Source organism: Longispora urticae, from assembly GCF_053902585.1.
Window position 1 is genome coordinate 43,567 of record NZ_JAQZSH010000013.1, and the last position, 21,305, is coordinate 64,871.

At 73.9% G+C, this 21,305-nt stretch carries 14 protein-coding genes; 7 read left to right on the forward strand and 7 right to left on the reverse strand.

The window, feature by feature from the left end; translation table 11 throughout:
• Positions 1–7 precede the first annotated feature (7 nt).
• Entirely contained in the window at positions 8–1,057 is a 1,050-nt protein-coding gene (locus tag PT931_RS07230; protein WP_456244897.1) for a methyltransferase, read from the forward strand.
• A gap of 96 nt (positions 1,058–1,153) precedes the next feature.
• On the opposite strand, the gene PT931_RS07235 is transcribed toward PT931_RS07230, so the two are convergent.
• Both PT931_RS07235 and PT931_RS07240 read right to left on the reverse strand, forming a co-directional pair.
• The gene (locus PT931_RS07235) at positions 1,154–3,772 is read right to left on the reverse strand and encodes an ATP-binding protein (protein ID WP_456244898.1); all 2,619 of its coding nucleotides are present in this window, start codon (positions 3,770–3,772) and stop codon (positions 1,154–1,156) included.
• Positions 3,769–4,230: a hypothetical protein gene (locus PT931_RS07240; protein WP_456244899.1), complete on the reverse strand. Its 462-nt coding sequence runs from the start codon at positions 4,228–4,230 to the stop codon at positions 3,769–3,771. The genes PT931_RS07235 and PT931_RS07240 overlap by 4 nt, the downstream gene beginning before the upstream one ends.
• A gap of 233 nt (positions 4,231–4,463) precedes the next feature.
• Here PT931_RS07240 and PT931_RS07245 point away from each other — a divergent pair, with 233 nt between their 5' ends.
• Both PT931_RS07245 and PT931_RS07250 read left to right on the forward strand, forming a co-directional pair.
• Entirely contained in the window at positions 4,464–7,454 is a 2,991-nt protein-coding gene (locus PT931_RS07245) for a PPC domain-containing protein (RefSeq protein ID WP_456244900.1), read from the forward strand.
• Positions 7,455–7,709: 255 nt separating this feature from the next.
• Entirely contained in the window at positions 7,710–8,258 is a 549-nt protein-coding gene (locus PT931_RS07250) for a hypothetical protein (RefSeq protein WP_456244901.1), read from the forward strand.
• Positions 8,259–8,339: 81 nt separating this feature from the next.
• Here PT931_RS07250 and PT931_RS07255 read toward each other — a convergent pair whose 3' ends face one another.
• Positions 8,340–9,230 (reverse strand): phytanoyl-CoA dioxygenase family protein, encoded by an 891-nt coding sequence (locus tag PT931_RS07255; RefSeq protein WP_456244902.1) that lies wholly within the window; start codon positions 9,228–9,230, stop codon positions 8,340–8,342.
• A gap of 100 nt (positions 9,231–9,330) precedes the next feature.
• Here PT931_RS07255 and PT931_RS07260 point away from each other — a divergent pair, with 100 nt between their 5' ends.
• Positions 9,331–10,185 carry a helix-turn-helix domain-containing protein gene (locus tag PT931_RS07260; protein WP_456244903.1) on the forward strand — a complete coding sequence of 285 codons (855 nt, stop codon included), beginning with the start codon at positions 9,331–9,333 and terminating at the stop codon, positions 10,183–10,185.
• Positions 10,186–10,195: 10 nt separating this feature from the next.
• Here the strand turns inward: PT931_RS07260 and PT931_RS07265 are convergent, their stop codons facing one another.
• Positions 10,196–11,437: an MFS transporter gene (locus PT931_RS07265; RefSeq protein ID WP_456244904.1), complete on the reverse strand. Its 1,242-nt coding sequence runs from the start codon at positions 11,435–11,437 to the stop codon at positions 10,196–10,198.
• A complete protein-coding gene (gene lanKC / locus PT931_RS07270) occupies positions 11,434–14,124 on the reverse strand; it encodes a class III lanthionine synthetase LanKC (RefSeq protein WP_456244905.1) in 2,691 nt (896 codons plus the stop codon). The genes PT931_RS07265 and lanKC overlap by 4 nt, the downstream gene beginning before the upstream one ends.
• Positions 14,125–14,453: 329 nt before the next feature.
• Between lanKC and PT931_RS07275 the strand changes: the two genes are divergently transcribed.
• Positions 14,454–14,807: a nuclear transport factor 2 family protein gene (locus PT931_RS07275; protein WP_456244906.1), complete on the forward strand. Its 354-nt coding sequence runs from the start codon at positions 14,454–14,456 to the stop codon at positions 14,805–14,807.
• Between the two features lie 15 nt (positions 14,808–14,822).
• Here the strand turns inward: PT931_RS07275 and PT931_RS07280 are convergent, their stop codons facing one another.
• The gene (locus PT931_RS07280) at positions 14,823–15,446 is read right to left on the reverse strand and encodes a CG0192-related protein (protein ID WP_456244907.1); all 624 of its coding nucleotides are present in this window, start codon (positions 15,444–15,446) and stop codon (positions 14,823–14,825) included.
• 29 nt (positions 15,447–15,475) lie between these two features.
• Positions 15,476–17,164, reverse strand: a complete 1,689-nt coding sequence (locus PT931_RS07285; RefSeq protein ID WP_456244908.1) for a sugar ABC transporter substrate-binding protein — start codon at positions 17,162–17,164, stop codon at positions 15,476–15,478.
• Between the two features lie 162 nt (positions 17,165–17,326).
• Between PT931_RS07285 and PT931_RS07290 the strand changes: the two genes are divergently transcribed.
• Both PT931_RS07290 and PT931_RS07295 read left to right on the forward strand, forming a co-directional pair.
• Complete coding sequence (locus tag PT931_RS07290) at positions 17,327–17,821, forward strand: DinB family protein (protein ID WP_456244909.1); 495 nt, start codon at positions 17,327–17,329, stop codon at positions 17,819–17,821.
• A 487-nt stretch (positions 17,822–18,308) separates the two neighbouring features.
• Positions 18,309–21,137: a caspase, EACC1-associated type gene (locus PT931_RS07295; RefSeq protein WP_456244910.1), complete on the forward strand. Its 2,829-nt coding sequence runs from the start codon at positions 18,309–18,311 to the stop codon at positions 21,135–21,137.
• Positions 21,138–21,305 lie beyond the last annotated feature (168 nt).

Here is a 21,305-nt window from a genome sequence, read left to right on the forward strand (position 1 = left end):
AGTTACCGTGACCGCGAGCCTTGACGTACGAACGAGCCAGGTCGATCCCCTCCGGGAGCTGTTCTACGCCCACTACCGTTTCCAGTACCTGAGCGCGGCCTGCGAGTTCGGTCTGTTCGCACTGCTGGGCAAGGAGCCGGGCCTGACCCGGGCCGAGATCGCCGCCCGGCTGGGCATCGAGGACCAGCCGGCCCGGATCCTGCTGCTGGGCTGCGCCTCCGCCGGCCTGGTCCGCAAGGACGGGGAGCGTTTCCACAACACCGAGGTCGCCGCGCCGCTGGCCGGCAGCCTGGAGGACGTGCCCGCGGCGTTCGTACCCTGGGAGCAGCACGTCAACTACCGGCCGATGGCCTGGTTCTACGAGTCGCTGAAGGAGAACACCAACGTCGGTCTCCGCGAGGCCATCCCCGGCGACTCGCCGACCCTGTACGGCCGGCTGGCGCTGGACAGCAAGCTGGAGAAGACCTTCCACAACATGATGGGCTCGGTCAGCCGCCTGGTGGCCGAGGAGCTCCAGCAGCACCTCGACCTGTCCGGCTACACCCACCTGCTCGACATCGGCGGCGGCACGGCGATCAACGCCAGCCACCTGGCCCAGCGCTGGCCGCACCTGCGGATCACCATCGTGGACCTGCCGACCGTCGCCGAGCGGGCCAACGCGACGCTCGCCGAGCTCGGCCTGTCCGACCGGGTCCGCGCGATCGGCCTGGACGCGTTCAACGACGAGTTCCCGACCGGCTGCGACGCCGTGCTCTTCGGTCACTTCCTGGAGATCTGGTCGATCGAGCGGAACAAGGAACTCATCGCCAAGGCCGCCCGCGCGGTGGCTCCCGGCGCCGGGATCTTCGTGGTCACGCCGGGCGCGGACGACGACCTGACCGGCCCGGACCTGGCGGCCGCCCTGTCGGCGTACTTCCTGACCGTGGCCTCCGGCGAGGGCATGGTCTACACCTGTGCCGAGTACGAGGACTGGTTCAGCGAGGCCGGCTTCGAGCCGACCGGTCGCCTGGTCGTCGGCGGGCTCGGGGATGTGGTGATCACCGGCACGCGGCGCTAGCCAGGGCGGCCGCCGGGGCCGCCGGATCCCCGATCGCCGGACGGGTCGCGAGACTCGTCCGGCGCCCCCTCGGACGCGACGATCGGGTGCGGCCGTTCAGCCCTCCCCGGACCCCATTTCGGAGAGCAGTACCTCGATGTCGGTGGCGGACTCGTCGTCGCCGGTCTCCTCGAACGCCCTCACGGCCTCGGCCCAGCACCGCCGGGCGTCGTCGAACCGCCGGACCTCCCGCAACGCGATCCCGAGGTTGTCCAGCGCCGCCCCTTCGCCGTGGCGGTCACCGACCTCCCGGTAGATGCCGGCGGCCCGCTCGTGCGCGGAGACCGCCTCCTCGGGACGGCCCGCTTCCCCCAGCGCGAGCCCGAGGTTCGTCAAGGCCCCGCCCTCGCCGTGGCGGTCACCGTCCTCCCGGCAGATCGCCAGGTCACCGCGGTGTGCGGCGATCGATTCCTCGAACCGTCGCATCCGGCGCAGCGCGAGACCGAGATTGTTCAGCGCCCCGCCCTCACCGTGCCGGTCGCCGACCTCCCGGAGGATGCCGGCGGCCTGCTCGTGTACGGAGACCGCCTCCTCGAAACGCCCGGTCTCCCGCAACGCGAGCCCGAGGTTGTTCAGCGCCGTGCCCTCGCCGTGCCGGTCGGCGAGCTCCCGGAAGATGTCGGCCGCCCGCTCGTGCGCGGAGAACGCCTCGGCGAACCGCCGGGTGTACCGCAACGCGATCCCGAGGTTGTTCAGCGCCGTGCCCTCGGCGTGGCGGTCGCCGACCTCCCGGAGGATGCCGGCCGCCTGCTCCTGCGCGGAGACCGCGTCGGCGAACCGCCGGGTCTCCCGTAGAACGAGCCCGAGGTTGACCAGCGCCGCCCCCTCACCGTGCCGGTCGCCGACCTCCCGGTAGATGTCGGCCGCCCGTTCGTGCGCGGAGGTCGCCTCGGCGAACCGGCGCGTCTCCCGCAGCGCGAGCCCGACGTCGTTCAGGGCGTTGCCTTCGCCGTGCCGGTCCCCGACCTCCCGGTAGATGTCGGCCGCCCGCTCGTGGGCGGAAATCGCCTCCGGGAACCGACGTAGGAGCTGTAGGGCACTCCCCCGGTTGTTGAGTGCCATGCCCTCGCCGTGGCGGTCGCCGACCTCCCGGAGGATGCCGGCGGCCCGCTCGTGTGCGGTGACGGCCTCGGCGAACCGGCGCACCTCCCGCAGCGCGAGCCCGAGGGTGTTCAGTGCCCTGCCTTCGCGGTGGCGGTCACCCAGGGCCCGGGTGGCGGTGAGGGCCAGGTGGGCGAGGGTGACCCAGTCGGTGAGGTGGCGTCTCCAGGCCAGGTAGCCGGCGAGGGTGGCGGCGATCCGGGCGGTGGAGTCGTGGTCGCCGGTGGCCGCGGTACGGGTGGTGGTGGCGACGAGGTTGAGTCGTTCGGCGTCGAGCCAGTCCAGGGCCTGGAGGCGGTCGGCGAAGGTGTCGGGGGTGGGTTGCGGGGGCACCTGGAGGTGGGCCGCGGCGTCGCGGGTGGTGGTCAGGTAGTGGCTGAGGAGCCGTCGCCAGGCGGTCTCGGCCTCGTCGGGGGTGGCGGAGGTCTGCGTCGTGGCGTGCAGGCGTAGGAGGTCGTGTTGGCGCCACCGATCGGGGGCGGGTTCCTCGATCAGATGGGCGCGGTGCAGGTCCTGCAGCACTGTCTCGGTGTCGTCGTCGGTCAGGTCCGCGAGCCGGGCCGCGGCGGAGGTGGCGATGGTGGGTCCGGGATTGACGGGCAGGAGGCGGAAGAGCCGGGCCTGAGCCGGGGTGAGGTGCTGATAGGACAGGTCGAAGGCGGCGCGGACGGCGACCTCGCCGGTGGTCTCGACCCGCCGCATCCGGTCGAGGCGGTGGTGTTCGTCGCGCAGGGAGGCGGCGAGCGCGGCGGGGGTGCGGTGTGGGCGGTCGGCCAGGAGCGCGGCTGTGATCCGTAGTGCCAGGGGCAGCCACTCGCACAGCCTGGCGAGCTCGGCGAGCCCCGACCGATGGGCGGGGTCGCGGACCCTCGGGTCGTCCGGGCCGCGTCGTAGCCGGATCACGTCGGCGATCAGGGCGGCGGCGGGGGCGGGGGCGAGCACGGGGAGCTGGTGCAGGCGGGCGTCGAGGTCGAGGGTGTTGCGGGACGTGACGAGTACCGGCACGGCGGGGTCGGCGGGCAGGAGCGGTGCGACCTGGGTGGTGTCGGCCGCGTTGTCGATGATCAGCAGCAGCCGTCGGCCGGCGGAGGTGTAGGCGTCGATCGCGGTGCGCCACAGCCGGGCCCGGTCCTGCTCGGCTCCGGGGATGTGCTCGCCGGGCACTCCGAGGGCTTCCAGCCAGCTGCCGAGCGCGTCCGTGGCGGTGAGCCGCCGCTTCGGGTCGTAGCCGAACAGGTCGATGAACAGCACTCCGGCGGGAAACCAGCCCGCCGCGCAGGCCCGGCGGGCGACCTGCAGTACCAGTTCGGTCTTGCCGACCCCGGCCATTCCGGCCACCGCCGACACCGGCACCGTTCCGCCGGCCCCCTGCGGGTCGAGTCCGGCCAGCAGTGCGTCGAGGTGGGCGTCGCGGCCCGTGAACACCCCTGCGGCACGCGGCAGGCCGCCGGTCGCGGGAGTGATCCGCGCGGGCAGCGTGACGTGGACGGTCCCGCCCTGGATCACGGTGCCGATCACCACGCTGTCGGCGACCGTGTTGACCACCCGCCAGGCACCGCCGCGGCCGGCGGTCACGGTTGCCGTCCGTCCGGCTGGTCCGCGCCGGCCACCGGCGGTAGGGGTCCGCGGAGGTCACGGCCCTGGATCACCGTGCCGTGCACCTCGGCGCCGTCGATCCGGTTGGACACCCCGCCCGGCGCGACCCGCTCCGGCCCCGTGGGAGCCGTCCCGGACAGGTCCACGTCCCGCCCTTGCAGCACGGCACCGGTGATCCGGCCTTTCCTGATCGCGTTGACCACGTCGGCCTCCGCCTCCGCCGCCGCCGGTGTCCGCAGCGCCCGGCGGGCCCACACCGCGCTACAGGCGGCGATCACGACGCCTGCCAGGTTCAGGAAGACGCCGAGCACGCTGGCCCACCGGTCGGCGTCCTCCAGCCCCGCCCGGACGAACCCCACGCCGGCCCCGACCGCTGCCACCCCGATCGCGAAGCCGCCGGCCACCAGCCACCATCGCCACGCACCCTGTGCCGCCACGGTCCCATTGTGGCCCCGTGGACGCGGCAGGCGGCGCCGGCGACAGCGCAGAAACCCGACATGCGGGCCGCGAAGGGTGCCGTCGTGTGCGCCCGTGGTGGGCTCACCTGTCGGGTAAACACCGGACATGCCCGGGCCGGACCGTACTGCCACTGTGGACAGACGTCGGCTTCGTCGGGGGTCGATGCCGACCGGCGCGGGTTGACGCCCCCGCCGTCCGCGAAGGAGCCCATGTGCCGCCCATTCTCTCCCGAGCCTGGCGCGCCGCCGCCGGGGTCGCCGCCGGCCTGGCGTTCGCGCTGACGGTCGGCGTGGCCCCCGCCGCGGCGACCGCGAACCCCGAGCTGTTCCTCCCCGCCGTCGTCGACGGACCCGCCGTGACTGTCGCCTCCACGGGGGCGGGCCAGCGGGTGGGGGTCACGTTCACCGCCACCGCCGGGCAGTGGATCAGCGTGGTCGCCACGAACTCGGTCGAGCCCACGTGGAAGACGATGTTCATCGAGGACTCCGCTGGCGCCGCGTTGGCCCCGTCGAAGTCCTGCTCGGTGACCGCGTGCCTGGTCGGCACGTTCCAGGTGCGCACGGACGGCGTGTACCGGACGGGCACGTACACCTACCAGCTGCCCGCCGGGATCACGTTACGGGTGCTCAGCTCGCCGACCGCGACGGCCACCGCCGAGATCGCCGGGCCGGCCGTGCCGGTCACCACGACCGTGCCGGGGCAGGCGGTGGAGGTGGCCTTCGCCGGCGGCGCCGGGAAGCGGCTCGCCGTGCGGATCGACGACGCGGCGGTCGGCGGCAGCGTGTCCGAGGTCCGGCTTCCTGGCGGGTCCGTCTGGGCGTGCCGCGAGGAGTACCAGTTGCCGTCGTTCTGCCCGGCCCAGGTGGTGGGCGACGGCACCCACGTGGTGCGGATCCAGCCGAAGGGGGTGAACCCCGGCACCGTGACCGTGCGGGTGTACGAGGTGCCGGAGGACCTGGCCACGCCGCTGACCTACGGGCCGGCGGTGACCGTCGCGACGTCCGGCTTCGGGCAGAACTTCGCGCTGCCGTTCGAGGGGCGCACCGCGCAGTCGTTCGCGGCCCTGATCACCGGCCACACCGCGAGGAACTACTTCCTTTTCACGGTCCTCGACCCGACGGGCCAGTCGGTGGGCGGGTGGTGGGACTGCTTCGTCGGGGCCGCCACCTGCGAGGTCGAGCCGGTGGTCCTGCCGCGGACCGGCACCTACACGCTGGTCGTGGACTTCCGGGGCGGCGACGGCGCGGCCATGGACATCCAGCTCTTCGACATCCTGGCCCAGCCGGCGACGCCGCTCCCGCTCGACGGCACCCCCACCACCGCGACGATCCTCGCGCCGGAGACCGCGGCGACGTTCAGCGTCACCGTTCCCGCCGGGCGGCGGGTGTCCCTCTGGGTCGAGCGGACCGGGTCCGGCCCGATCCAGAGCCTCGTCCTGGCCGGCCCCGGCGGTGTCGCGGCCTCCTGCTCCACGCCGAGGTACGACATCGAACCGGACTGCCTGGCCGTCACCGGCACCCTCCTCTACGACGGCGGGTACACCCTCGCGGTCATTCCCCTCAAGGGTCGGCTCGGGCCGGTGACCGTGCGGGGCTACGACATCACCACCACCCCCGTGCCGTTGACGGTCGGCACGCCGACCACGTTCACCGTCGACCGGCCGGGCCACAACCCGGAGGGCACCTTCACGGGTACCGCCGGCCAGCGGATCTCCGTCGCCGGTACCGCCGGAACGTTCGCCGGCTACTCCTACCTGCGGGTCAGGCAGCCCGGTGGCGCCCTCGCCGCCTCGGCCCTCTGCTACCAGCAGTGCCTGATCGACTCGTTCGCGCTGCCGGCCACCGGGCAGTACACGGTCGAGGTCGACCCGCAGGAGACCGACCGCGGCACCCAGAACGTGCTGGTGTCGGACACGGCCGACCTGACCGCCCCGGTCACGCCCGGCGGCCCGGCGGTACCCGTCGTGCTGGACCGGCCGGGCCGCAACGCGGTGCTGTCGTTCCCCGCCACCGCCGGCCAGCGGGTCGCGGTGCAGTTCTCCGGCGGCACGTTCGGCGCGGCCGACGCGACCGTGACGCTGCGCCGCCCCGACGGCGGGAAGGTCAGCTCGAACGTGAGCTGCGGTGCGACGTGCTTCCTGGACACCGTCGCGCTGCCGACCACGGGCACGTACACGGTGCTCGTCGACCCGGAGTACATCGCGACCGGCGCGATCGACGTCCGGGTGCACGACGTCGGCGCGGACGTCGCGGCGGCCACCACCCCGGGCGGGGCCGCGGTCACGGTGAGCACCACCGTGCCGGGGCGCAACGCGGCGGTGACGTTCCCCGGCACGGCCGGGCAGCGGGTGTCCGTCCGGCTGTCGGGCGGCACGTACGGCAGCCACGACGCGACCGTCGTGGTCCGCCGCCCCGACGGCACCAGCCAGGCGCAGAACATCTCCTGCGGCGCGACCTGCTTCTTCGACACGTTCGCGTTGCCGGCGACCGGCACGTACACCGTCCTGGTCGACCCGGAGGTGGCCGTGACCGGCGCCATCACCGCCCAGGTGTACGACGTCACCGACCAGAAGGTCACCGTCGCGCCGAACGGCACCGCCGCGAACCTGACCCTGGCGGTACCCGGCGGCAACGGTTCCGTCGAGTTCGCCGCCTCCGCCGGTGACCGGGTCTCGGTGAAGCTCACCGCGGCCGGCTTCGGCACCTCGAAGGCCACCACGGCGACCCTGCGCGGGCCGGCCAACGAGATCGTCGGCGCGACCGTCAACTGCGGGACGTCGTGCTTCTTCGAACCGGTGCTCCTGACCGCCACCGGCACGTACACCGTGGTCGTGGACCCGGCGGCGGACTACACCGGGACGATGGCCGTCCAGGCGTACGTCCTGCCCGCCGACACCGTCACCGCAGCGACGGTCGGCGGGCCGGGCGTGGTCGCGACGGTCGACGCACCCGGCCAGCGGGGCACCGTGACGTTCACGGCCACCGCCGGGCAGGTCGTGACGGTCGGCTCCGCCGCCGCGAACTTCGGCGCGAGCACGGTCTACACCCTCCGCGCGCCGGACGGCTCGGTCCTGGCGACGAAGACGGCCAGCGGCGCGACGGCGAACCTCGGCGCCGTCACGGTGCCGGTGGCCGGCGTGTACACCCTGGTGATCGACCCGTCCGGGGCGGCCACGGGGCGGGCCACGGTGACGGTCCGGTAGGCGAACACGGCCGCCGGGTGGAGACAGCGCCACCCGGCGGCCGTGGCCTCCAGCCCGGCCATCGCCCCCAGCCCAGCCGTCGTGACCAGCCCGGCCGTCGTGGCCGGCCCAGCCGTCGTGACCAGCCAGGCCGTCGCCACCGGTCCAGCCGTCGCACCAGCCCAGCCGTCCCGAGCAGGGTGGGCGAGGAACCGGTTTGCGTCCGCGGACCATGATGGGCGGTAGGTTCGTGTCGCCGACGAGCGAGGAGTGCGGATGCAGCCGGATCCACCGCGACCAGGGTTCTCCCAGTACGGTCCGCCGCCGGGGGCGGGCGGGCCCCGGGGCGTTCCCTCGGCGGCGCGCCCCAGGCCGAGGGCCAATGCCGCGGCGGCGGTCGTCGCCGGCGTCCTGGCGCTGCTCACCGCCGGCCTCTTCGTCTGCTTCGCGCTCTACAACGTCGTCTACGCGATCGGGCCGACCGGGGCCTGGACCAGCGTGGTGGTGGTGAACGTGGTCGGCGGGGTCATCGGCGCCGCGATGCTGGCGGTCCCGGCGGGGTTCACCTTCGCCCGCAGGATCGCCGGCGCGTGGACCCTGTTCGCCCTGTGCTCGGTGTACGTCGTGGCGGTGTTCGTGACGGCGCCGCTCCTGTGGGGCACGCCGATCAGTACCCAGATCAGGTTCGTCTTCGGTTTCGAGAAGATCAACGGCGTCGCCGTCGGGCTGGCGGTCATCTGCGGCGCGCTGACGGCGATCAGTGCGGCGATCGCCGGCAGCGTGTGGTCCTACGGACCGGCCACGGCCGCGCCACAGGGTCGGTGAGGCGGGGCGGTCACAGGCCGTCCCCGTCGTGCCAGTGGTGCCGCCTTGGCCTACCACGCCCGGCGCGCGGGACGCGTCGCGTCACAGGCCGTCCTCGTCGTGCCAGTGGTTCTGCCAGCGCCGGTCGATCGGCGCGGTCGCGGCCTGGTAGCGGATGTCGGTGGACAGTCGGATGACGCCGTCCGGGTCGCGGTTGTCGAGGGACGCGTGCACGATGTGGGCGTCGTGCACCATCAGGTCCCCGGCGGCGAATCCGGTCACCAGCCAGCGGGCGTCGTGCTCGTCGGCGAGCGCGGGCAGGTCCGCGGTCAGCGAGGCGGCGGGCCGCCGCAGGGTCCCGGCGGCCTCCTGGGCGCGGATCGCGCGGTGGCTGCCCTCCAGGTAGATCAGCGGTCCCCGCTCGACCGGGCAGTCGCCCAGCGGGATCCAGGAGGACACGACGCCGTCGGTGCCGCCGCGCAGGTAGACCAGGTCGTAGTGCGCCTGGGTCGCGGTCCCGATCCCGGACTCCCCCGGCCCGACATGCCGGATGATCTTCCGGCGGTGCAGGTGGAGCTCGTCGACGCCCAGGAACCACCGGTAGAAGGCCACCAGTCTCGGGTGCCGGCACAGCGCCTCGTACTCCGGCCCCGGCACGATCTGCCGGAACAGGAGGTGGCGCAGCGTTCCCCGGTCGAGGGTGCCGCCGCGCGCGCAGGTGCCCTCGGCGGGGTCGGAGCCCGGCTCGGTCAGGCCGCTGGGGGCGAGGGTGGCGAAGTAGTACCGGCGGAACCCGCGCACCTCCGCCGGGTCGAGGAAGCCCGGCAGGTACAGGTAGCCGTCGCGGGCGAACCGGGCGCGCAGCAGGTCGACATCGTGACGGACGTCGTCGGGTACCGGTTCCAGGCGGCCCAGCCTGCGCGGGTCGGGATCGAGCCGGTACCCGTTGGAGGTCAGGATGCCGGTCGATTCCCATGCCTGGACAGCGTTCATGTGAACTATCCTGCTGGCTGCGGTGATGGAAGATCCATGCACGGAGTCCGGGACTTCTTGGACATCTGTCGACCACCGCGATCCCGGATCGGAGGCTTCCGTGCTCGCCGTGTCCCGCTACCTGACCCCGCCGGCGGGGGTGCACGCCCTCGGCGCGGCCGTGACCGGCGTCGGACGGATCACCGACCAGTCGACGTCGCGGACGGAGCGCACCCTGGCCAGTTACGCCGGGGTGCTCGTCACCGCCGGCTCCGGGTCCCTGTCGTTGCACGGCCGGCCCACCACGCACGAGGTGCACGCCGGTGCGTTCTTCTGGTTGCCGCCGGGCGTCGCGCACAGCTACGGTCCGGCCCCGGACACCTGGTCGGAGTACTGGATCCTCTTCGAGGGGCCGGCCACCGCCCGCTACGAGGACCTCGGCTACCTCGGCGGCGGCCCGGCCGTCGTCGAACCCGCCGACCCGGACGGCACGCACCAGCTGCTCGTGCGGCTGCTGGACGTCGCCGGCGAGCCCGAGTCCCTCGCGGGGCACGTGCGGGCGGCCGCGATGCTGCACGCGCTGATCGGCGCGGTCGGCACGGCGCGCACCACCCGGATGCCGCCGGAGCCCGGCCGCCGCGACATCGGCCGCCGGGCGCTGGAACTCCTGGCGCGGGACGCGGACGGGCCGGTGGGCGCGGGCGTCGGCGCGGTCGCGAGGGAGTTGGCGGTCTCCCGCGACACGCTGGCCACCGCCGTGCGGGAGCTGACCGGGTCGACCCCCACCGGGTATGTGGTCCGGATCCGGCTGACGCGCGCGAAGTCGCTGCTGGCGGACACCGACCTCTCCGTCTCCCGGATCGCCGCCGAGGTCGGCTACGACGATCCCGCCTACTTCACCAGGGTCTTCGCCCGGCATGTGGGCGTGGCGCCCACGGTGTTCCGGCACCAGGAACGCCGCGACCGGCAGCGGTGACCGACCGGGGTCACCCCGGCACGGGAGCGGGGACCGCGGCCGGTGCGACCGTGAGGCCGCGGGCCAGGGCGACCGTGACCGCGCCCAACCCGAACAACACCGCGACGGGTACGAGGGCCGCGCCGGGGCCGGACAGCTGGATCAGCGCGCCGGCCGTGAACGGGGCGAGCGGTTGCAGCGTGCCCGACAGGAACGACATGGTGCCGCTCGTGCGGCCGTACACCCCGTCGGGGACCACCCGCAGCTGGGTGGTGGTGATGGCGGCCCCGGCGACCGGGCCGAGGAACAGCACCAGGAACAGGGCCGCGCCCAGCCACACCGGCCCGCCCAGGAACGCGGCCACCGACGCGACCACCAGCCGGGACAGGGCCACGACCAGCAGCAGCGGCCGGAGTCCGAGGCGCCGGTGCGCCGTGGGCGCGCACAGGGAGCCGAGCAGACCGCCGACCGTGGCCACGCTGAGCACGACGCCCGTGGTGGCGGGGCCCACGGCGGCTCCGGGGCGCAGCAGCAGGACGAACAACAGCATGGAGACCGCGACGTTCGCGCCGACGGAGTACACGGCGGTCGCGCGCAGGAACGGGGTGCGCCACAGGACCGCGAACCCGGTGCCCACCCCGGACAGCAGGCTCCTCCGCCGGCCGGTGGGCTCCGGGGCCGGGCCGGGCGGCAGCCGCCACACGCACCACAGCGACACCAGGTACGAGCCGACGTCGGCCAGGAACGGCAGCGCCCGGCCGGCGTGGAACAGCAGCCCGCCCAGCGGCGGCCCGGCGAGCCCGGCGGCGTACCCCCGGGCCTGGTTCGCCGAGACCGCCTCCGGCAGCGCCGCGTCGGGTACGACGGCCCGCAGCAGCTTCGTCGCCGCCGGGTTGAAGGCCATCGCCGCCGCGCCGTCCACGATGACGACCGCCGCCAGCAGCCAGAACGGCGTGCGCCCGGCGACCGCCGCGCCGGCCAGGACGGTCACGGCGCACAGGCGTACCGCGTCGCAGCCGAGCATGAGCCGGCGGGCCTCCCACCGGTCGGCCAGCAGTCCGGTGGGGATCGCCACGAGCCAGGTGGTCAGGAAACTCAGGGTGCCGAGCAGGCCGGCCTGGGCCGCCGACCCGGTCGCGGCGACCGCGAGCAGCGGCACGGCCAGGAAGGTCATGGAACTGCCCAGCCCCGAGGTGAACTGTCCCACCCACAGCAGCCGGAAGTCGCGGTGCGCCCCGACCACGGCGAACCGGCGCGCCCCCGGGAACCTCACGGCAGCAGCCCGTCGACGACGAAGTTGAAGTTCGTCCGGCCGCCGGGCACGGCCCTGCGCAGCCGGTCCAGGAACAGTGCCACGCCGATGGAGCCCGTCGCGAGGTCCACGCTCTCCCGGATCGCCTGCTCGCCGGGGAACACGATGCCCTCCGGGCGGTCGACCCGGGCCAGCAGCACCCCGGCCGCGGTCCGGCGGGCCTCGGCGAACCACCGGTCCTCGCCGAGGAGCTCCCCGGCGTCGAGCAGGACGTTGCCGAGGCCGGCCAGGCCGTGGAACAGCTGCGGGAACACGCTGTACTTGCGGCAGGCGTCCGCGAGCAGCGCCCGCACCAGGGTCTCCAGCTCGGGATCGGGGTGCGTGGCCAGGTAGCGCAGGGCCGTGGTGAGCACGCCGGCGGTGCCCTCGTCCCAGTAGGACCGCAGTACCCGCCCCTCCTCGGGTTCCTCCACGAAGCGGGGGAAGAGCAGCAGCGAGTTCCCGAACGGGACCCGCTGGTCGAGGTCGAAGTCCAGCGCGGCCCGGCCGAGCCGGTACCAGGTCCCGTCCCCGGTCGCCCGGTACAGGCAGAGCAGGAACAGGGCTACGCCGCTGGCGCCGTGCCCGTAGCCCACGGGCGTGTGCTCGCCGTCGGGCCAGTGCGCGCCCCGGTCGTCGTGGACCGCCGTGGCGGCCAGGGCCCCGCCCGCGCGCACGGCGTCGGCGAGCAGCTGGTCGTCGTCGAGCCTGCGGGACAGGTGCACGCAGGCCAGCCCGTAGCCGGCGGCCCCCGACACGATGCCCGGGGTGGCGTGGCGCAGGGGGTGCTCGCGGGCCTGTGCCATCAGCGCCCGGGCCGCGTCGGGACGGCCCAGCGCGTCGAGGACCCAGGCGATGCCGGCCTGCCCGGTGTACAGGCCGGGCGGGCAGGAGTCCGGGCCGGTGTCGCGGGCCAGCAGCCAGCCGACCAGGCGCGCGGGGACCGCGGCCCCGAGGCGTTCCAGCCCGTACAGGACGCCGGCGGCCCCGTAGGCCACCGAGGCCGGGTGGGACTCGAAGACGAACAGGTCGGCGGGGAACAGCCGGTCCTGCCGGTGCGGGGTGGCGGTGGCCTCGACGTAGCGCAGCACGCCGTCGATCACCTCGCCGAGTTCGGCGTCGGTCGGTCCGGGGTCGGCGAGGTCCGTGGCCGGCAGGGACAGGGGCGCGGGACCGGTCCACCCGGCGGGGTCGTCGAACGGGAGCGCGTCGAGGAGCCGCAGGATCTCCGCTGGCGGGGGCGCGCCGTCCTCCGCGCACAGGAGGGTGACCAGTTCGGCGAGTTCGGCGGGCAGGCCGAGGTCCGTGGTGAGGGCGGTGAGGTAGCGGTCGAAGGTGGGCGCGTGCAGGCCGGTCACGTTGTAGACGACGAACACCGAGCCGAGGATGAGCGCGCCGAGCGCGTACCAGTCGTTGTCGCGGTCGTATCTCCGGGTGCGCATCCGGCGGGCGCCGGCCAGGCCGGGGGTGTAGATGTCGAGGTGCGGGTCCTCGCCGTCGCGGACGGCGGTCTCCAGGTCGATCACCCACAGGTCGGTGCCGTCCGGGGCCACCAGGATGTTGGTGTGTGACAGGTCCCCGAGCAGGATGCCCCGGTCGTGGGCGGCGGCGACGGCCTCGGCGATCCGGCGCCACAGGCCGCGCATCATCCGGAAGTGGTCGCGCAGCGCCGCCGGGCGCAGGTCGAGGGTGACGACCGGGTTCCGGGCGATCGTGAACGCGCCGAACGGCACGGCGTCGAGCCGTTCCTGCACCAGGAAGACGTGTTCCCATTCGGTGAACAGTTCCACGGGTCGGGCGAACAGGCCGGTGTCGGCCAGGTCGACGAGGAGGCGGTGTTCCTTCTCCAGTACCTCGATCGCCGATCTGCCGGGCTTGCCGACGAGGACGCCGGGCCGGGCCTCCTTCAGCACCACCCGGCCGCCGGTGCGGTGGTCGGTCGCGGCGTACACGCCGCCGCGGTTGCCGAGGCTCAGCGCCTCCAGCACCTCGTAGCGCCCGCCGATCAGGTCGCCGTCGTCGGTGGTCTCCTCCGGCGGGTGCGGGTCGGTGACCCAGGCCGGCGGGTCCCAGAAGGGGGCGCGCACGTCGGGGGTGAGCGTGCCGTCCGGTGCGCCGATCATGAGGGTGCGGGCGCCGTCGGGTCGCAGCTGCGAGACGCCGACGAAGCCGCCGTACCGGTAGTAGACGGCCGTGGAGCCGGGCCAGCGCCGGTCGGACAGGATGTAGGGGCCGGTCCGGCCCTTCAGCGCCGAGGCCAGTGCCTCGCCCACCGCGTGGAAGTGGTCGTCGTCGACCGGGTACACGGTGATGAACTTGCCGCTCGCCGTGCGGGGGAACACCTTCCCCGTGGTCACCTCGACGGCGTGCCGGTCCAGGAGGAACTTGTACGGCACCGCGTGCCCGACCAGCACGGGCAGGGCGGCGCGCAGCACGTCGACGCTCTCGTCCGGCACGGCGGACACGTGCAGTTTCCAGCCCTGCCGCGGCATCACGACGCCGGGCGGGTCGGAGATGAACCACAGGCCGCGCCGCCGCAGCCGCCACGTGCCCGGGGAGACGGACCGGTACACCGCCAGGTGCTCGTCGGAGGGCAGGTACCGGTCGGACGTCTCAAACCAGCGGGGGTCGTAACTCGCGTAGTGGACCACGGTCTCCCAGGGATACACAGCCTGTTGCCTTCCTCGTCGAAGTGCCCCGCGGAGGGTGGTGTCCCGGCGGCGGTGAGGCCGCCGGGACACCGGTGCCGACTAGCCGTGGCAGCTGTTCGAGTCGCAGGACGACACGCTGATCGCGATGGCGGAGGCGGACGGCATGACGCTCTTCTGGAGGTTCAGGATCTTCGACATGGGTTGCCTACTCTCGTTCCGTTGGACACCGGAGGAACCTCCGGCCGGCAGAGCGTCGCAGGCGGTACTGGGAATCCACTCAGAGTCCACTCAGGAGAGCGCGCCGGCCGGTACCCATCGACAGGGGTTGCTCACGGGCGGGTGCGAGAATGACCACTATGGATGACATCGCGACCCTGACGCAGCTCAACGACCAGTTCATCGAGGCGTTCCGCAAGGCCCGGTGGGAGATCCTGGAGCCGGTGCTCACCGACGACTTCCGCTACCTCGACGGGCGGACCGGGGAGCTGTGGGACATGCCGCGCTACATCGCGGACCTGACGGCGGCCCCGCTGCCGACCATCGACATCGATCAGGTGGTCATCCACGTGGCCGGGGACGTGGCCGTGGTGTCGGCGCGCAGTTTCCTGCGGCCGGGGAGGTACAACCGGTACGTCGACTCCTACCGGCGCACGGCGGAGGGGTGGCGCTGCTTCCACGCGTGCGTGTGGCCGCTGCCGTAGCCGTGCGGTCAGGCCCTAGGCGGGGCGGGCCGAGGCCAGGGTCACGGGGGCCCGGTCGTCCCAGCCGCCGGTGAGAACCGGGCCGCCACCCGGCGCCGCGTCCGGGCGGAGCACCCGTGCCACCGTCAGCTCGACGGCCCCGGTCACGATCACCGTCGGGTCCCCGTCGACCACCCGGCCGATCCGTTCGACTGTGGGCGCCGCCGAGCTGTCCCCGCTGCCCGCGACGGTCATGCTGGGCGGCCTCGGCACCGGGCTGCCCACGACGAACTCCTCCGCCTGACCGGCGCCGGTGAGAATCGCCGTGGCCAGGACCTGCGCGTACACCGGGTCGCCGCAGGCGTCGTAGACCCACCGGGTGCCGAGCACGGAGTGCTCCGTGGTCCCGAGCAGCCACTCGTCGCGGCCGTCCAGAGGCGCGGCGCGGTAGGTCAGGGGCGTCTGCCAGACCGTGCCGGTGCCCGCCGTCACCAGGAGCGTCTCCACCCCCACCTCGCCGGCCGGGTCGTCGAACCGGTAGGCGGCCACCCGCTCGACGGTCGGGGTGGACGGCCCGTCGTACCAGGGCCGGGTCGGCAGCCAGTCGGCCAGGAGTTCCAGCTTGGTGGGGCTCAGGTCGGCCCGGTGCAAGATCGCCATGTCGGCATCGTAGCCGCGCACCCGGAGCGTCAGCCGTGGACGTGTCCGGTGACCGCGCGGACCAGGGACTGCGCGGTCCGGGCCGGGTCCGCGCCACCGATCACCCTGCGCTCGGCCTCCCCCAGCGCGGACCAGACCTCTTTCATGTACGGGTACGACGGCATCAGGTCGCCACGACCGCACTCCCGCGTGTACGCCAGGACCGGCTCCCCCAGCCCGGCGAGGTCCTGGGCCGCGGTCAGCGCGGACGGCCGGGACTGGAGCCCCGCGATGCTCTCGGCCACGTCGAGGCGGGCCAGGTAGTCGCCGACCAGGTCGCGGGCCAGCGCCTTGTTCGGGGCGGCGCTGTGCACGTAGAAGCCGTACGCCGACACCATCGGGACCCCCGGGCGGCCACCGGCGAAGCCCGGCACCGGCGACACCGCGAACGGGAGCCGGCGCTCGGCGGGCAGCGTGTCGTTCACGGCCGCGATGTCCACGAGCGCGCGGGAGGCGCTGACCAGGAACGCCGTTCGCCGGTCCAGGAACAGTCGCATGGCGGTGTCGTCGCCGACGTCCTGCCGCAGGACCCGTTCGCCCTTGTCGCCGAGGCCGCGCAGTGCCGTCAACGCCTCCGGCGCGCCGGGGAGGACCACCCCCGGGTCCCAGGAGCCGTCGCCGTGCCGGCCGAACAGGTCCAGTCCGGCGCTGGAGAGCAGCGGCCACGCGTGGTAGGCGTCGCCCTCCTCGCCGACCTGGAGGGCGAGGATCCGGAAGTCCGCACGGCCGGCGGCCAGCCCACGGCCGCGCGCGACCAGCTCCTCGACGGTGGCCGGCGCGTCGGGCGCCAGGTCGGTGTTGCGGATCAGGGCCACGGTGTCGAGAGTGGAGGGCACGCCGTAGAGCTGGCCCCGGTACGTCATCGCCGCCAGCGCCTCCGGGGAGAACGCGGCCCGTTGCCGTTCACTCAGGGTGAGCGGCTCGATGAGTCCCCCGCTGGCGAGCCTGCCCACCCAGTCGTGCGGGCCGAGGAGCACGTCGGGGCAGGTCCCGCCCCTGGCCGCGCGTTCGAACCGGTCGAGCAGCTCGCTGACCGTCTCCTGGTAGCCGGTGCGCGCGCCGTCGGTGCCGTAGCGGACGGTGATGCCGTACAGGCCGGTGAAGTCGCGTTCCAGCTGCCGGCGGATCATCTCGGCCCGCCGGGGCTCCGCCCAGAGCAGCAGCTCGGGGTTGAGCCGTTCGAGGTGGCCCTCCTCGCGCAGCCAGAACCTGTCGTGGGCGTCCTTGAACAGCAGCCGCACCTCGTGGTCCCCGGACCGCAGCCCGGTGGACGCCCCGGCCCCGGCCTCCGTCCCGGTCCCGTCCTCCGCTCCGGTCCCGGCCTCCGCCCCGGCCTGGACGCTGAACCGCACCCGGGTCTTCGGCGGCACGGTCGGCCAGTCGTACTTCTGCCGCCAGCCGCCGCGCACGCTGCTCACGGTGATGTTGGCGTGGAACACCGGCGAGCGGGAGTCGTTGTCGACCACGGCCTCGGCCCGGTCGGCCTCATGGGGTCGGGGACTGCGCTCCCACCAGGCGTGCACGTCCTTGGCCTGGTCGGACTGCGCCTGGTCGACCTGTCTGCGCCGCCGCGAGAGGGTCCAGACGAAGGGGACCACGACGCCGGCCGCCGCCACGATCACGCCCGCCAGGGCCACCCACTCGCCGGCGGACAGGGCAACAATCGCGGACGCGACCACATATGGATAGTACCAAAATTGGTGTATTTCAGTGGAAATGACGGCCGCGAGCGCCGGGTGGCCCGTACCCCTCAGAAGCTCTGGAATTTAGGACTTAAAGTGGCCTGAATGGCCTCTAGGCTGGAGGTAGAGCAAGGAACGAACACACTCGGAGGACAGGCTATGAACCGCGAGCGCACCGACCTGCTGGAGACCCTGGGCAAGCACCGCTTCTTCCTGCGCAACACCACCCGCGAGCTGGCCGACGCCGACGCCCGCAAGCGCACGACGGTCAGCGCCCTGCACCTGGGCGGCCTGATCAAGCACGTCACCGCCACCGAGCGGGCCTGGGCCGACTTCATCCTCACCGGGCCGGCGGCGTTCGACACCGGGGGCGACTGGGCCGCCTGGGAGGCGCAGCACACGATGCTGGAGACCGAAACCCTCGAAGAGCTCCTCGCGGAGTACGCGCTGGTCGCCGCCCGCACCGACGAGCTGATCGCGACGCTGCCGGACCTCGACGCCGACCAGCCGTTGCCGCCGGCCCCGTGGTTCGAGCCGGGGGCGCGGTGGTCGGCGCGGCGGGTGCTGGTGCACATCCTGGCGGAGACGTCGCAGCACGCGGGGCACGCGGACATCATCCGGGAGTCGCTGGACGGCGCGAAGTCCATGGGGTGACCGCCGTCGTCTCCACGGCGGTGGCCCGGTGACGGTCAGGCCGGGGTGCGGAGCGCGCACCCCGGCCCCGTCGTGCGCGACGAGGACGGGTGCGGCCCCGTCGGCCCGCGCGGCACGGCCCGGACCACCGGATCGGCCCTAGCGCTGTTCCGGGGGAAACCGGCGGGTGATCAGGTGCGCCGCGATCTGCCACCCGCCCGCGGCGATCGTGAGTCCGAGTCCGAGCGCCAGCAGGAACATCCCCAGGCCGAACGGCAGACCCGCCAGGCCGTTGCGCCCCGGGCATGGCAGCGCGACCGAGATCCACTAAGGACTCCCGCAGGTTCCGCGCGGGCCCGTTTCCCAAGGTCAGACAGTGCCCGGCGATCCTGGACGCCACCCGGCCAGTCGCCGCCCGCCCGACTCCTCCCGCCGAAATGCCGGAGCGTCGGGCATCCACATCCGCCTATGATGACCGGACAGCCACCCTCTCCTCCCCGAGGTGCGCATGACCGCCGACCGAGTCTCGCAGTTCTCGCTGGTCGTGTCCTCGCGCGACGGCACGCCCCCGGACCCTGCCGCCGTCGAGGAACTCGCCGACGACCTGCGCGCGGCCCTCACCGACGCCGGCGCGCACCGCGTCGAGGCGGCCCCGGTCGGCCCCGCGCCCGAAGGCACCCGGGGCGTGGAGCTCCTCGGCGCGTTCACGTTCATCATCACCGCCGTGCAGGCCGGCGAGGCGCTGCTCAAGGTCGTCACCGCGATCCGGGCCTGCGTGGCCCGGTTCACCGGCCGCCGGCAGCGGGTCCGGGTCACCGTGGCAGGCACGGACTTCGAGATCGGCCCCGACACCGACGTGGCGCCGATCGTCGCCGCCCTGCTCGCCGCCCGCGGCGGCCGGCCCACGACCGCCCGGCGCAGCGCCCTGGTGATCGCCAACGCCCACTACGACGACCCGGCCCTGGCCGCGCTGCGCGCCCCGGTCCGCGACGCCGACGCCCTCGCCGCCGTCCTCGGCGACCCGGCCATCGGGGGCTTCGACGTCGACCTGCTCACCGACGCCGACGAGCGCACCGTCCGCCGCCGGGTGGCCCTCTTCTTCGCCGACCGCGAGCGCGACGACGTCCTGCTGCTGCACTTCTCCTGCCACGGCGTCAAGGACCCGCGCGGCCGGCTGTACCTGGCCGCCAGCGACACCGACCTGCGTACCCTCGGCGCCACCGGCGTCGCCGCGTCCTTCGTCAGCGACCAGATGGCCCAGACCGGGTCCGGCCAGGTCGTGCTGGTCCTCGACTGCTGCTACAGCGGCGCGTTCCACCGGGGTGCCACCGCCAGGGCCGACCGGACGGTACACATCCGGGACGAGTTCGGCACCGGGGCCGGTCGGATCGTGCTCACCGCGTCCAGCGCCACCGAGTACGCCTTCGAGGGCGGCGACCTGACCCGCTCGGAGGGCGACCCGTCGGTGTTCACCACCGCCCTGGTCGCCGGACTGGCCAGCGGCGACGCCGACCTCGACGGCGACGGCGAGATCACCGTCGACGAGCTCTACGACTACACCTACCGCCAGGTCCGCCGCCGCACCCCCGGCCAGTCCCCGATGAAATGGATCTTCGGTGCCGAAGGCAGCCTGACCCTCGCCCGCAGCGTGCGCCCGGCGACACTGCCACCCGGCGTCCTCGCCGACCTGGACAGCGACCGGGTGGTACTCCGCCTGGAAGCGGTCACGGAACTCCGCCGAATCCTGAGTGGCCCCGGCACGGCACTGGCGGCCCGCGCCCTGGTCGAACTGTCCCGCCTGCGCGACGGCGACGACAGCGTGCGGGTGCGCGCGGCGGCGACGGAGGCGCTGGAAACGGCGGGGAACCTCTCCCCGGGCACGCCTCGCCCGTCGGGAGCACCGGATTCCGCCCGGCCCGCGCCGGCACCTCGAACCCCGGCCGCGCCAGCGCCGGTCGCCGGGCCCGAGCACGCCGCTGCACCCGACGCCCCTACCCCCGCGACGGAAACGGCCGGCAACGACGAGGTCGTCCGTGACGGCGACACGACCGGGTCCGGACCGGCGGCGGGGGCAGATCCTCTCGGGGTACCGGGATCGCTCCGAACGTCCGAAGACGCTGCACCCTCGGCTCCTCCCCACGCCGCCAGGGTCGGGGCGACCGCGGTGCCCGAAGAGAACTCGTCCGTAGGTCCCGCCGCCGGGACCAACCCCGTGGCCGACAAGGTCGCGGAGCTGTTCGGCGCGGGTGGCCCCGACGGCGCCCCCTCGACAACGTCGACTCCCCCGGCGGCGGCACACACCGTGGACTCCACGGGCCGCGGTCGCACGACGTCCGAGCGACCCGCCCTTGGTCCGCGCGAGGACACGACCGGGCCCCGGTCCGCCGGCAACCCCCTCCCGACCGTCGCCCGCCCCACAGTGCTCGCCGTGGTCGTCGCCGCGACGGCGCTCGCGGTCGTCCAGCTCGTCCAGATGGTGATCGTGGGCCATGACGTGCACGGATACGCGGGCCTGGATTCGCTGGCCGTGGTCCCGGTACTGGCGGTGGTGGCCGTCGTGTCCGCGGCGCGGCTCCGGGAGTGGCGGTGGGTGGCGGGCATGGCCACGGTGCTGGCGGTCACCGCGAGCTGGCGGCTGTTCGGCCTGTTCGACGAGTTCGGACCCGTGGACCGGGGTGTGGGATGGGGCCTGATCTGGTTCGACGGCACGGCGGGTACCGAGGGACCCGGCGACTTCGCGCTCCGGATACTGCTCGGCGCGCCGGCCGCGCTGTGGTGGGCGTGGGCCGGCCCCGTCGGCCCGGCCCGCCCGCACGGATGGCCCCGGTGGGCGCGCCCGGTGACGCGGTGGCCACGGCGCCCGGCGCTGCTCGCCACGACCTCGGGCGCGGTGCTCCTCGCTCTCGTCATGGCGGAGGCCACCGCTGAGGACCTCAGTTCCACCATCTCGTTCAGCCTGGTCCGTCCCGTGCACCGGGGCGCCAACGCGGTGGTCGGCCTCGGCAACGTCGCCTCCGGCTACTCCTACTACGGGGCCAACCTGTGGACGACCTTGTGGAGCGTGGGATGGCTGGTGCTGATGGCCACCGGCATCGTGACCGCCGTGACCGCGGCGCGCCGGCGTAGCCCGGTCTGGGCGGGCGTGGTGGCCCTGCCGCTGCTGGGGTCCGTGGCACTGGGCCTGACCTGGGGCGGTTCCTACTCCTACGGTTCCCTGGACCTGTTCGCCCAACAGCTGGCACTGATCGCCGGTACCGCGTCGGTGGGTCTCCTCGGATACGCGCTGTTCGGCCCCCGGCCCGGGCCGGGCGCACGGTCCGGACCCGACGGGGACTGACGCGTACCCGGCCTCGTGACCGGAGCGGCCACAGTGGGGCCTGGTGGTCCCAGGGGACTGTGTTCTGCGGGGTTCCAGCTCCTGCCGACCCGGTCCGAGCGCGAGCCCGTCGGTTCCATGCCGCGGGCCCGGGGCACCTGACCGGTGTGCGCCCGTCGTTCCGCTCAC